11 protein-coding genes and 1 tRNA gene are annotated in these 12,228 nt (G+C 68.2%); 5 read left to right on the top strand and 7 right to left on the bottom strand.

Features of this window, described 5'->3' with window-relative positions; genetic code table 11:
- Nucleotides 1–16: 16 nt before the first annotated feature.
- The 4 genes from thrC to argS all read right to left on the bottom strand — a co-directional run bounded on the left by thrC (nucleotide 17) and on the right by argS (nucleotide 5,609).
- Nucleotides 17–1,108 (bottom strand): threonine synthase, encoded by a 1,092-nt coding sequence (gene thrC, locus SACGLDRAFT_RS16320; protein WP_005465963.1) that lies wholly within the window; start codon nucleotides 1,106–1,108, stop codon nucleotides 17–19.
- Nucleotides 1,105–2,412, bottom strand: coding sequence for a homoserine dehydrogenase (locus SACGLDRAFT_RS16325; protein WP_005465964.1), 1,308 nt, complete (start codon nucleotides 2,410–2,412; stop codon nucleotides 1,105–1,107). The genes thrC and SACGLDRAFT_RS16325 overlap by 4 nt, the downstream gene beginning before the upstream one ends.
- Complete coding sequence (lysA, locus tag SACGLDRAFT_RS16330) at nucleotides 2,409–3,848, bottom strand: diaminopimelate decarboxylase (RefSeq protein ID WP_005465965.1); 1,440 nt, start codon at nucleotides 3,846–3,848, stop codon at nucleotides 2,409–2,411. Before lysA ends, SACGLDRAFT_RS16325 begins: the two co-directional genes overlap by 4 nt.
- Nucleotides 3,849–3,953: 105 nt before the next feature.
- Nucleotides 3,954–5,609: an arginine--tRNA ligase gene (gene argS, locus SACGLDRAFT_RS16335; RefSeq protein WP_005465968.1), complete on the bottom strand. Its 1,656-nt coding sequence runs from the start codon at nucleotides 5,607–5,609 to the stop codon at nucleotides 3,954–3,956.
- Nucleotides 5,610–5,712: 103 nt separating this feature from the next.
- Between argS and SACGLDRAFT_RS16340 the strand changes: the two genes are divergently transcribed.
- Nucleotides 5,713–6,582 (top strand): DUF3105 domain-containing protein, encoded by an 870-nt coding sequence (locus SACGLDRAFT_RS16340; RefSeq protein WP_005465969.1) that lies wholly within the window; start codon nucleotides 5,713–5,715, stop codon nucleotides 6,580–6,582.
- A 3-nt stretch (nucleotides 6,583–6,585) separates the two neighbouring features.
- Nucleotides 6,586–7,317: a DUF305 domain-containing protein gene (locus SACGLDRAFT_RS16345; protein WP_005465970.1), complete on the top strand. Its 732-nt coding sequence runs from the start codon at nucleotides 6,586–6,588 to the stop codon at nucleotides 7,315–7,317.
- 3 nt (nucleotides 7,318–7,320) lie between these two features.
- Here SACGLDRAFT_RS16345 and SACGLDRAFT_RS16350 read toward each other — a convergent pair whose 3' ends face one another.
- Nucleotides 7,321–8,244: a cation diffusion facilitator family transporter gene (locus tag SACGLDRAFT_RS16350; protein ID WP_005465971.1), complete on the bottom strand. Its 924-nt coding sequence runs from the start codon at nucleotides 8,242–8,244 to the stop codon at nucleotides 7,321–7,323.
- Between the two features lie 210 nt (nucleotides 8,245–8,454).
- Here SACGLDRAFT_RS16350 and SACGLDRAFT_RS16355 point away from each other — a divergent pair.
- The 3 genes from SACGLDRAFT_RS16355 (at nucleotide 8,455) to SACGLDRAFT_RS16365 (ending at nucleotide 10,458) form a co-directional block, all read left to right on the top strand.
- Nucleotides 8,455–8,527 (top strand) — tRNA-Arg (locus tag SACGLDRAFT_RS16355).
- 260 nt (nucleotides 8,528–8,787) lie between these two features.
- The gene (locus tag SACGLDRAFT_RS16360) at nucleotides 8,788–10,092 is read left to right on the top strand and encodes an amidase domain-containing protein (RefSeq protein WP_005465972.1); all 1,305 of its coding nucleotides are present in this window, start codon (nucleotides 8,788–8,790) and stop codon (nucleotides 10,090–10,092) included.
- Nucleotides 10,093–10,131: 39 nt separating this feature from the next.
- Nucleotides 10,132–10,458, top strand: coding sequence for a hypothetical protein (locus SACGLDRAFT_RS16365; protein ID WP_005465973.1), 327 nt, complete (start codon nucleotides 10,132–10,134; stop codon nucleotides 10,456–10,458).
- Between the two features lie 365 nt (nucleotides 10,459–10,823).
- Here SACGLDRAFT_RS16365 and SACGLDRAFT_RS16370 read toward each other — a convergent pair whose 3' ends face one another.
- Both SACGLDRAFT_RS16370 and SACGLDRAFT_RS16375 read right to left on the bottom strand, forming a co-directional pair.
- Nucleotides 10,824–11,564, bottom strand: a complete 741-nt coding sequence (locus SACGLDRAFT_RS16370) for a M15 family metallopeptidase (protein ID WP_005465974.1) — start codon at nucleotides 11,562–11,564, stop codon at nucleotides 10,824–10,826.
- Between the two features lie 248 nt (nucleotides 11,565–11,812).
- A complete protein-coding gene (locus SACGLDRAFT_RS16375; protein WP_005465975.1) occupies nucleotides 11,813–12,175 on the bottom strand; it encodes a carboxymuconolactone decarboxylase family protein in 363 nt (120 codons plus the stop codon).
- Nucleotides 12,176–12,228 lie beyond the last annotated feature (53 nt).

The following is a 12,228-nucleotide window of genomic DNA, read 5'->3' on the forward strand; positions in this document are numbered from 1 at the left end:
CGTTTCCCGACGGCTACTACAGTTGCAGCGCCGCCGCGACGGCCCGCGGGTCCACCGCGAGCGGCTCGACCTCCACGTTGTCCTCCAGGGCCGTGGCGGGATCCTTGAGACCGTGGCCCGTGACCGTGCACACCACGGTCGAACCCTTCGGCAGTCGCCCGTCGGCCGCCGTCAGCAACAGCCCGGCGACGCTCGTCGCCGAGGCGGGCTCCACGAACACGCCCTCGCGCCGGGCCAGCAGCCGGTAGGCGTCCAGGATGCGCTCGTCGGTCACGGCCTCGAACAGACCGCCGCTGGCCGTCTTCGCCTTCACCGCCGACTCCCACGACGCCGGGCTACCCACCCGGATCGCCGTCGCCACCGTCTCCGGGTCCTTCACCGGCTCGCCCTTCACCAACGGCGCGGCTCCCGCGGCCTGGAAGCCGAACATACGGGGAACGTTGTCGACGACACCGTCGGCGGCGTACTCGGTGTAACCGGCCCAGTAGGCGGTGATGTTGCCCGCGTTGCCCACCGGGAGGCAGTGGATGTCGGGGGCCTGCCCGAGCACGTCACAGATCTCCCACGCCGCGGTCTTCTGCCCCACCAGCCGGACGGGGTTCACCGAGTTGACCAACGTCACCGGGTAGTCGGCCGCCGTCTTGCGCGCCAGCTCCAGGCAGTCGTCGAAGTTGCCGTCGATCTGCAGGATGCGGGCACCGTGCCGCACCGCCTGGGCCATCTTGCCCATCGCGATCTTGCCCTGGGGCACCAGCACCGCCGTGGTGAGTCCCGCGCGGGAGGCGTAGGCGGACGCCGAGGCCGACGTGTTGCCCGTGGACGCACAGATGACGGCCTTCAACCCGCTGGCCTTCGCGTGCGTGATCGCCACCGTCATGCCGCGGTCCTTGAACGAGCCGGTGGGGTTGGCCCCCTCGACCTTCAAGTACACCGTGCAGCCGGTGAGCTCGGACAGGTGCGGCGCGAACAGCAGCGGCGTGTTGCCCTCGCCCAACGTGATGATCTCGGCACCTTCCGGGACCGGAATGCGCGACGCGTACGCCGCGATGACGCCCGGCCAACCAGGGCGCGTGCCCTGCCCCGCCGCCGAAGAACCCTGCGCGTTCACGAGTCCTCGCCTTCCACCCGCATCACACTGACCACTTCCCGCACCACGTCCAGCTTGCTGATCTCACTGACCGTGGCCTGCAGCGCCGCGTCCGGCGCCAGGTGCGTCACCACCACGAGGCTCGCGGTGGAGTGCTTGTCCCGCTGCCGCACCGCCGCGATGCTCACGCCGTGCACGGCGAAGACCTGCGCGATCTGGGCGAGCACACCCGGCTTGTCGGCGACGTCGAGACTGATGTGGTACCGCGTCGGCGTCTGCCCCATCGGCCGCACCGGAAGCGCGGCGTGCGCGGACTCGCGCGGCCCCCGGCCTCCCGCGACCCGATTGCGCGCGGCCGCCACGAAGTCCCCCAGCACGGCGCTGGCCGTGGGAGCGCCCCCGGCACCCTGGCCGTAGAACATGAGCTGGCCCGCGGCCTCCGCCTCGACGTACACCGCGTTGAACGCGCCGCCCACGCCCGCGAGCTGGTGGCTCCTCGGAATCATCACCGGGTGGACCCTCGCCGACACCGACTCGGTGCCGTCCTCCGCGACCACTCGCTCACAGATCGCGAGCAGCTTCACCGTCCGGTTCAGCCGCTTCGCCGCCACGATGTCCGACGCACTGATGCCCCTGATGCCCTCACGGTGCACATCGGACGCCGTCACCCGCGTGTGGAAGGCCAGCGACGCGAGGATCGCGGCCTTCGACGCGGCGTCGTAGCCGTCCACGTCGGCGCTGGGGTCGGCCTCCGCATAGCCGAGCCGGGTCGCCTCGTCGAGCGTCTCGGCGTAACTCGCGCCCGTGGCGTCCATCGCGGACAGGATGAAGTTCGTGGTGCCGTTGACGATGCCCATGACACGGGTGATCCGGTCACCCGCCAGGGACTCCCGCAGCGGCCTCAACAGCGGAATGGCACCCGCCACGGCGGCCTCGTAGTAGAGGTCGGCGCCCGACTCGCTCGCCGCGGCCGCGAGTTCGGCGCCGTGCTCGGCCAGCAGCGCCTTGTTGCCGGTGACCACCGACTTCCCCTTGCGCAGGGCGGTCAGCAACCAGCCGCGCACGGGATCGATGCCGCCGATCAACTCGATCACGACGTCCACGTCGGACTCGACGAGCTCGCCCGCGTCGGCGGTCAGCAGGTGCTGCGGCAGGTCCGGGTGCTTGTCCGGCCTCCGCACCGCGATACCGGCCAGCTCGACGGGCGCACCGATCCTCGCGGCCAACTCGTCGGCGTCGTCCAGTAACCGACGAGTGACCTCGCTGCCGACCGTGCCGCAGCCCAGCAACGCGACCCGCACGGGAGCCTCACGACGCTCGCTCACGACACCTCCAACCGGAACATGTCCTCGTTCGTCTCCCGCCTCAGCAACAGCCTGTGGTTGCCGTTACGCACCGCCACCACAGCGGGTTTCGGTTGCTTGTTGTAGTTGCTCGCCATCGAGTAGCAGTACGCCCCCGTCGCCGCCACGGCGAGCAGGTCACCGGGAGCCAGGGTGTCCGGCAACCAGCAGTCGCGGACCACGATGTCACCGGACTCACAGTGCTTTCCCACGACACGGGACAGCACCGCCCGAACCTCGCCCGGTTGGCCGTCGTCGCTGGCGCGGGACACCAGCCGGCAGTCGTACGCCGCGTCGTACAGGGCGGTGCGGATGTTGTCGCTCATGCCGCCGTCCACGCTCACGTAGCGGCGCGACATGTCCTCACCGAGCGTGACGTCCTTGATCGTGCCCACCTCGTACAGCGTCACGGTCCCCGGCCCGGCGATGGCCCGCCCCGGCTCACCGGCGATCCGCGGCACGGGCAGGTCGGCGAACGCGCACTCCTTGCGCACGATGTCCCGGATCTGCGTGATCATCTGCGCGGGCGGCGGCGGGTTGTCCCGGTCGGTGTAGGAGATGCCGAAACCGCCGCCGAGGTCCACCAGCGACAGCTGTTCGATCAGTTCCTGACCGTGTTCGGCCCGCAGGTCCGCGAGCAGTCCGACGACCCGGCGCGCGGCGACCTCGAAGCCGTCCGTGTCGAAGATCTGCGACCCGATGTGGCTGTGGAGGCCGACGAGCTTCAGCGACGTGGTGTTCAACACCCTGCGTACCGCCTCGGCGGCGTCGCCGGAGGCCAGGGAGAAACCGAACTTCTGGTCCTCGTGGGCCGTGGCGATGAACTCGTGCGTGTGCGCCTCGACCCCCACCGTGACCCTGACCAGGACCGGCTGCACCACGTCGTGGCGCTCGGCGATCTCGGCGAGCCGGGCGATCTCGTGGTAGGAGTCGAGCACCACGGTGCCCACTCCGGCCTCCACGGCCTGTTCCAGCTCGGCGAGCGACTTGTTGTTGCCGTGGAACGTGATGCGCTCGGGCGGGAACTCCGCCCGCAGCGCGATGGCCAGCTCACCGCCGCTGCACACGTCGAGACTGAGCCCCTTCTCGGCCACCCAGCGGGCCACCTCCGTGCACAGGAACGCCTTGGCGGCGTAGTGCACCAGGGCCGGGTCCTCGAACGCCTCGGCGTACTCGGCACACCGCGCCTTGAAGTCCACCTCGTCGATCACGAACAGCGGGGTGCCGTACGTCTTCGCGAGCTCGCGCACGTCCACCCCCGCTATCCGCACGACACCGTCGGGAGCGCGGTAGGTGTTTCGTGGCCAGACCTTCGGGTAGAGCCGGTCGATTTCCTCCGAAGTGGACGGCGGAAAGCCCGCCTGGTCCGCGTGTGGATAGACCTCCGCGTGCCGGGGCCCCGCGGGATGTGCGCACATTGCTTACGTTCCTTTACGGCGTTCCCGCACGGCGATGACGCCGCCGGGGCTTGCAGTTGGCCACCTCCTCGACGCCTGCGCTCGTCGAGGAGGCGCAACGCTCTGCTACATCCGCTCCGGTGCGGACACTCCGAGCAGTGACAGCCCGTTGGCGAGCACCTGACGGGCGGCCTCGCACAGGGCCAGTCGGGCGTACGTGAGCGGGGTGGGCTCCTCGTCACCCTGGGGCAGGACCCGAGCGGCGTCGTAGAACTTGTGGTAGGCCGACGCCAACGACTCCAGATACCGTGCGACGCGGTGCGGTTCCCGCAGCTCGGCCGCCTTCTTCAACACCGAGGGGAACTCACCGATCGTCCTGATCAGGTCGCCCTCCCTCGGGTGGGTCAGCAGGCTGACGTCCGCGTCGGAACGCAGTTCGAGGTTCTGCTCGGCCGCGTTGCGCTGCAGGGACGCCAACCTGGCGTGCGCGTACTGGACGTAGAAGACCGGGTTGTCGTTGGTGCGCTTGCGCAACAGGTCCAGGTCCACGTCCAGGGTGGAGTCGACGGAGTACCGGGACAACTCGTAGCGGGCGGCGTCCACGCCGACGGCCTCGACCAAGTCCTCCATCGTGACGACCGTGCCGGCGCGCTTGCTCATCCGCACCGGCTTGCCACCGCTGACGAGGTTCACGAGCTGCCCGATCATCACCTCGACGGTGTCGGGGCTGTGTCCCATCGCCGCCGCGGCGGCCTTGAGCCGCGCGATGTAGCCGTGGTGGTCGGCGCCCAGCATGTAGATGCACAGGTCGAAACCGCGGTTGATCTTGTCCCGCAGGTAGGCGATGTCACCCGCGATGTAGGCGGGCGCGCCGTCGGACTTGATGACCACCCGGTCCTTGTCGTCACCGTGCTCGGTGGAGCGCAACCACCAGGCGTTGTCGGCGAAGTACAGGCTGCCGTTGGCCTTGAGCTCCTCCACCACCGAGGCCACCGCGCCCGAGGTGTGCAGCGAGTCCTCGTGGAAGAACACGTCGAAGTCGGTACCGAACTCGTGCAGGCTCTTCTTGATCTCCTCGAACATGAGCCCCACGCCGATCCGACGGAACGTCTCGTGGCACTCGTCCTCCGGCAGGGACAGCGCGTTCGGCTCCTCGCGCAGCACCTGCGCGGCGATGTCGTTCACGTACGTGCCCGCGTACCCGTCCTCGGGCACGGGCTCGCCCTTCGCGGCGGCGATCAGCGAACGGACGAACCGGTCGATCTGCGCGCCCGCGTCGTTGAAGTAGTACTCGCGCGTGACCTCGGCCCCCTGCGCGGCCAGCAACCTGCCCAGCGCGTCACCGACGGCGGCCCAGCGCGTGCCACCGAGGTGGATGGGGCCGGTCGGGTTGGCCGACACGAACTCCAGGTTGATCCGACGTCCCTCGTAGGCGGTGCCGCGGCCGTAGTTCTTTCCTTCCCGCAGCACCTGCCACACGATCTCCCCCTGCGCGGAGGCGGCGAGGCGGAAGTTGAGGAAGCCGGGGCCCGCGACCTCGGCCGAGTCGATGCTCGGTGAGTCGGAGATCACATCGGCGAGTTCCTGCGCGAACTCTCGGGGCTGCAACCCGGCCTTCTTCGCCACCTGGAGCGCGAGGTTCGTCGCGTAGTCGCCGTGCTCGGGGTTACGAGGTCGCTCCACTGTCACCCGCTCGGGCAGGATGCTGTGGTCGAGCCCACGATCGGAGAAGATCTGGGCGGCGGACTTACGAACGAGTTCAGCAAGAGCGGCGGGAGTCACGAGGCGAGTGTAAGTCCGACGGCGTCCGAGGTTGACACCGGTCGCCGGTAGTATCACTACACTTCAGAGCGGGTAACCGTCGCCGGACGAATCGACAGGAGCCATGGCCAACGGAAAGCAGAAGAAGGGCCCCTCGAAGAAGAAGGGCCGCGTCGCCGCGGCTCGGAGTTCGGTGGTCGCCGGGAAGCAGACTCCCTGGGGCACCATCGCCGCGGTCGTAGCCATCGTTCTCCTCGCCGCCGGCGTGTTCGGTTACTACTACGTGGCCTCCAGCGACCAGCGCGCCCAGCGCGAACGGGAAGAGGCCGCCGCCAGCTTCGCGCCCGACGAGAACAACCCCGACCCCTCCGAGAAGATCGACGGTGTCGTACGGCAGGGGTACGAGGGTGGCGCCCACGTGCTGCCCGACGAACGCGTCGCCTACGACAAGACCCCGCCGTTCGGCGGCCCGCACGACGGTTACTGGGCCGCGTGCAACGGCGTCGTCTACCCGGAGGCGGTACGGACCGAGAACATGGTCCACTCGCTCGAACACGGTGCGGTGTGGATCACCTACGACCCCGACCGGATCAAGGGCGAGGACCTGGAGCAGCTCAAACTGCGGGTCGAGGGCAAGCCGTTCATGATGATGTCGCCGTATCCCGGCCTCGACTCGCCCATCTCGCTGCAGTCGTGGGGCCACCAGCTCAAACTCGACAGCGTCACGGACGAGCGCATCGACCAGTTCATCGCCGCCCTGCGTCGCAACCCGAACACCTATCCGGAGATCGGCGCCTCCTGTGACGCGTTGGGACCCGGCATGTTCGACCCGGACAACCCGCCGCCGTTCAACCCCGAGCCGCCCGGCCCCGACGCCAAGCCGATGGACTACAAGGGCAGCGCGGGCGCCCCGGACGAGGACATGGGCACCCAGGCGCCGCAGAATCAGGAACAGCAGCAGCAGTCGGAATCCTCGACTCCGAGCGAGGGCTGAGTGATGGCGGCGCAGGAGCAGCCCGAGCCGGACGTAGTACCCGACGAGCCGGAAGCCCGCAGTGCGCCGCCCACCTGGTCCCGTGTGGTGATCTTCGGTGCCGCGGCACTCGCGGCGTTGTTGATCGGCGCCACGATCGGGCTGGTCATCGGGCAGAACCGTTCGGGAGACGACACGCCCGCCGCCTCGCCACGAGCCGGTTCGGTCGATGTCGGATTCGCCCAGGACATGTCGCGGCACCACCTTCAGGCCGTCACGATGGCCAACTGGGCCCGCGACCACAGCGACGACCCCGCGATCAAGCAGCTCGCGTTCGACATCGCGAGTGTGCAGCTCGAACAGGTGGGGCGGATGAAGGGCTGGCTCATGCTGTGGGGGCAGCCCGAGGAGCCGCTGGGTGAGCCGATGCAGTGGATGTCGGGAGGACACGGGCACGGACACGGCTCGAACGCCACCGCGACCTCCGACGGGGGCCTGATGCCCGGCATGGCCAGCGAGGAGGAGTTGGCCAAGTTGCGCTCGCTCTCGGGCGAGGAGCTGGACGTCTACTTCCTCCAGCTCATGCTGCGCCACCACCAGGGCGGTGTCGACATGGCCCAGTACGGCTACGACCACGCGTCCGAGCAGGCGGTACGGACGCTGGCCAGGAGCATGCTCGTCTCGCAGGGCGCCGAGATGGACACGATGCGCGGCATGCTGGCCGAACGCGGCGCGGAGCCGCTGCCGTTCCCGTGAGGGTCACCAACGCAGTTGCTCGCAGCGGCGGGCCGACTCCCTCGGCTCCACCTGGAGCGTGGCGTGCTCGATCGCGTAGCGCGAAGACAGCAGTCGTTGCGCCGAGGAGAGCACCTCGGCCGAGTCGGTGTCGGACTCCACGGTGAGATGCGCCGAGGCGACCTCCATGCCGGAGGTTAGTGTCCAGACGTGCAGGTCGTGGACGTCCTCGACACCCGGCAGTTCGTGCAGGTCACTGTTGAGCGCCTCCACGTCGATGCCACGGGGCGCGTGCTGGAAGAGGATGCGCAACGCGCGGCGGGCGAGCACGACGGTGCGGGGCAGCACGAACACGCCGATGGCCACACCGATGATCGGGTCGGCGTAGCGCCAGCCGGTGGTGAGGGTGAGCGCTCCACTGACGAGAACGCCGATCGAGCCGACGAGATCGGCGAGCACCTCCAGGTAGGCCCCGCGCACGTTGAGGCTCTCGTCGGCCCCCCGACGCAGCAGCAGGAAGGCGATCACGTTCGCCACCAGGCCGAGCGCCGCCACCACCAAGACGGGGAGGCCGGGCACCTCGGGCGGGTCGGTGAGCCGCTGGATCGCCTCGTAGACGACGTATCCGGCGACCCCGAACAACAACACGGCGTTGGCGAGCGCGGCCAACACCTCGGCGCGGTACATGCCGAACGTGCGCGTGAACGTGGGACCGCTGCGGCCGGCGAGGTGGACGGCGACGAGCGCCATACCGACACCGAGCACGTCGGTGAACATGTGGCCGGCATCGGAGATGAGCGCCAACGACGACGTCGCGAAGCCCACACCGGCCTCGACGACCATGACGACCGCGCCGAGCACGAGCGCGACCGTCAGGCTCGTGACATAGCGCCCGGATGCGCTGGCACTCCGCGGAGGCAGGTGCCCGTGTCCGTGTCCGTGTCCCATCGCCTTGCCTTCCTCCAGCCGTGCCGACCTCGAACATATAGTTACATGCGCATGAGTTCAAGAATGGCGCGACGGCTCTCACCAGCGCCTTCCACCGCCGTCGAAGCTTCCCGGCCTCCCCGGCGACGAAACCCGGAGACCCCGGAAACCGACCCACCGACACGGCCTCACGGGGCATGCGCTAAGCTTCACTCGTCGCACACGCGATGGGCCCTCGTAGCTCAGTGGATAGAGCACTGCCCTCCGGAGGCAGGTGTCGCAGGTTCGAATCCTGCCGAGGGCGCCCAGATCACAGCGTCTCTCGCCTCAGCCGAAATCATTCTCAGGACACGTTCGTGTCACATACCGCGGGTCCGTGCGGCCGGAAGCTGAGGACTCGGAGAGAGCGAGTCTCGTGTCATGGCTTTCTCCCCGTGACCTCGCCACCGCCTTCCGTGGCAGCCCGGCCACCAAGAACGTCAGCGGCTCTCCGGCCCGGTGACGGAGCAGGCCACAAGTCGACGTTCTCGCAGGTCAGCACAACCGGCCAGGTTTGGCCTCCACATGACCTTGGCCGATTGGCGACTCGGCCCCACCATCCACTACATGATCACCTACCAGCAGCTCCGGGACGTCAACCCGGACATGTTCGCGACGGCGGCCGACGACTGGCTCGTCGTCGCCAAGGAAGCCGAGACCGCCGCGGACGACATCTACGAAAGCGACGCCGACGGCCTCGAAGACAACTGGACGGACGAACTCGGCGAGCAAGCCCGCGCGGAATGTCAAAAGATCGCTCAGGACTACCACATCGCCGCGCTCGCGAGCCGAGGCGTCCTGACCGTGCTGGACGGGTTCGCCGATGCCGTGCGGATGGTCAAGCGGAACCTCGAATCCGCCGTGGACTTCGCCACCGGAGCCGGGTTGTCCGTCTCCGACGACGGTCACGTCACCGTTCCGCCCGGCAACGACGATCCCCGTGCCGCCGAACAGGCCGCCCGTGCCAACGAACTCGTCATCGACGCGCTCACGGCCGCGACCCGAATCGACGAGGAGGCCCGGACGGCGCTGTACGACCTGGTGCGACAGGCAAGCATCGACACGGTCATGAGTGAGGACGAGATCGCCGAAACGGTGCTCAACGGCCCCGTCAAAGCAGCGGGTCTCGCCACCTTGGAAATGATCAAAGAGAGCATGCCGCTCGACGAGAGCGCCGAAGAACAAACAGCGTGGTGGCACTCCCTGAATCCCGAACAGCAACGCGAGTACATGCGAGCCGCTCCGGTCGAGCTTCACGACATGGCCGGGATTCCGGACACCGTGAAACGGGAACTCATCGGGAACGACGGTATGAACCGGGTCGAGATGGTTCGGTGGGCTCAACAGTACGGGGAGACCGAGTACCGCAACATTCCCGGCATGGCGAACTGCACGAACTTCGTCTCCTACGCCATGCACGAAGGCGGTGGGGTGCCCGAGAACGCCGACGGCATCACCCCGTACGACGAGGACGACTGGTCGCAGGATCACGATCATTGGGGGATACCCGGCCTCAACGAGCTGGACAAACAGCAGCAAAGCGCTTCCTGGGCCGCGGCCCGGAACCACCACGACTACATGTTGAGTCACGGCGGCGAAACCGTGTCCCCGGCCGAGGCGATGCCCGGCGACATCATCTACTTCGAAAACACCGAAGGAATACACCATGCCGCGGTGGTCACGGCCATCACACCGGACGGCGAGATCATGTACACGCAGCACACCGGGGAACACACCAACCTCAGCCTCACCGACCGGCAGGCCTTCAACAACATCTACAGCGGTGAGGACACCCCGATCATCGTCCGGCCGCATCCCGACTGGATCTGAACCGACCGACACGATCAATCGCAACCGAGGAGGCCCCCGTTGGCACCACCGGACATCCGAATGAACCCGCCCGGTGTTCACAACACCGCCGAGCGTCTCGCGGACATCGCGGAAACGGCGAAGACGAACATCAGCTCGCTGTTCGCCTCCAGTGACGCCGCCGCCACCGCACATCCCGGTTGGCGGACCAGCAGCGCGTTGGCCGCTTGTACCGACACCTGGCGGACGGAACTCGTCACGGTAATCGAACGCACCACGGACGTCGCCGGGAAACTGCACACGAGCGCAACCGAAGTGACCGAAGCGGACGCCGAGGCCCGCGAACGACTGACGGCCGCCGTCAGCGGGTTGCAGACGAACGACTGATCACACCGGCGGGATCGCTCGGCCGGCTCGTCCGCCGGTCGCGTTCCCGGCCCCGGCACGGCGCCCACCACGGCGAGGCGCACGACGCGACTCCCCGCGACCAGCCGGTCGGTGGCGAGCCCGGAAGACCGAACGGATCACATCACCCCGCACGGCGAAGGCGTCCACCCCCGCACCGCCCGAGACGGCACTACGCGAACTCACCGACGACAGCGAGTTCTCCCTCGTGGTTCCCCACGACTTCCTCACCGAGACCGAGCGGGACGCGCTCCGGCCCGGTCACGTGCCGCCAACCGGCGGCGAAGACGAGAAACCGTGTGGTCGCCGGCCCACCCTCGCGACCGGCGATCACACGGCGTAGCGACTCAGCAGTTCGGGGCGCTCCAGAATCGGCTCGCCTTGTTACCCACGTGCACGTGGTCGTTGTGGCCCGGATAGCCCGGCCCGAGGAGCTCCTCGAAGCCCGCCGACTTTCCGCCGTTCCACATCTGGCACTGGCTGGGACCACTGCTCAGTCCGAGGTCGGCAGCCTGCCCGTACATGTGCAGGCTGGTGGACGACCCACCCACGGACGCGTTGCACGAGACGCTGCGGAAACCGGAGGTGACCACCAAAGGACGGTCGCCGAGCTTGTGGCGCAGCGCTTCGAGCTGCCACATGACCCGGCGCATGTTCTCCCGCGCCGTGGCCGCGGGAACCTTGCCGCCTTCGTAGTTACGGGCGCCGCAGTTGTAGTTGAACTCCGAGTGGTCGAAGTGGATCGGCGTGCAGTCGGCGTCCTGGAGCTCGTAGATCTTGTTGAAGGTCTGGGTACCGGCCACGCCGTCGGGCGTCAGCCCGTATCCACTTTGGAATCGCTTGACCGCCGCCTCGGTGGCGGGGCCGTACTCGCCGTCGATGGCGAGGTTCTCGCCCGAGGCGACCCAACCGGCCACCCGGATCTGCAGTTCCCTCACGTCACTGCCGCTCATACCGCGCTGAAGCACGCGGTTCCACGTGTAGCACTCGTCGGCCGCCGCGATGCTGGGCGTCATCACGCCCGTCACCACGGCACCTCCGAGGACGAGCGCCACGACAGCGAGCACATACCCGATCCGTCTACGCATTGCGCCTCCGCAGGATGAGTGCGTCGTGCAGGGTTCGTCGCACGCCCGGCATCCTGCAGTGATCTTGTCTCATAGTCAATAAGAGTTTCGAAAATTTTCACCTCACAACGCAAGATCCTCCCAACTCAGCCCCGCCTTCACTCTCGCCGCCGGAGATGGGGACCGACACTCGCGTGTAGACACTCGGGAAAGTCGGTTCGAACCGTTCCCCCGAGGAAAGCCGCGCGGCCACGGGGAATCCGAGCCGTTCACGTGACACGGCGCCCGGTCTTTTCCTCGTGGTACTCGCAGAACGCCGCGTACGCCCTGGCCCCGTGGACCGTGGCGGGCCCGCCCTTCATCAGGAACGTCACGCCGATCGCCTCCGCAGCCTCCCTCGGTGTCGCACCGTGGTGCACGGCCGCCTGGGCATGCGCGGCGATACAGCCGTCGCACTGCTCGCTCACCGCGACGGCCAACGCGATGAGCTCCTTCGTCCGAACGTCGAGGGCGCCCGGCTGCATCGCCGCGGCGTGCAACCGCGCGTAGCCCTCGTACACGTCGGGAATCACGCTCCGTAGGGCTCGGGTGGGTTCCCGTAGCTCGTGCCGCACCTGCCTGCCGTAGGTCATCCCGCCTCCTCCATTCGGATTACAGGGGATGCCCGGCGGAAGAACGGCCGACA

Origin of the sequence: Saccharomonospora glauca K62, assembly GCF_000243395.2 — a bacterium.
In the GTDB taxonomy this organism is placed as follows: Bacteria; Actinomycetota; Actinomycetes; order Mycobacteriales; family Pseudonocardiaceae; genus Saccharomonospora; species Saccharomonospora glauca.

What these genes read in the sequence shown, in the direction of transcription:
- SACGLDRAFT_RS16340 (WP_005465969.1), top strand. Translation starts at nt 5,713, where the DNA reads ATGGCCAACGGAAAGCAGAAGAAGGGCCCCTCGAAGAAGAAGGGCCGC.
- SACGLDRAFT_RS16345 (WP_005465970.1), top strand. Translation starts at nt 6,586, where the DNA reads ATGGCGGCGCAGGAGCAGCCCGAGCCGGACGTAGTACCCGACGAGCCG.
- lysA (WP_005465965.1), bottom strand. Translation starts at nt 3,848, where the DNA reads ATGTGCGCACATCCCGCGGGGCCCCGGCACGCGGAGGTCTATCCACAC.
- SACGLDRAFT_RS16375 (WP_005465975.1), bottom strand. Translation starts at nt 12,175, where the DNA reads ATGACCTACGGCAGGCAGGTGCGGCACGAGCTACGGGAACCCACCCGA.
- SACGLDRAFT_RS16370 (WP_005465974.1), bottom strand. Translation starts at nt 11,564, where the DNA reads ATGCGTAGACGGATCGGGTATGTGCTCGCTGTCGTGGCGCTCGTCCTC.
- SACGLDRAFT_RS16360 (WP_005465972.1), top strand. Translation starts at nt 8,788, where the DNA reads ATGACCTTGGCCGATTGGCGACTCGGCCCCACCATCCACTACATGATC.
- SACGLDRAFT_RS16350 (WP_005465971.1), bottom strand. Translation starts at nt 8,244, where the DNA reads ATGGGACACGGACACGGACACGGGCACCTGCCTCCGCGGAGTGCCAGC.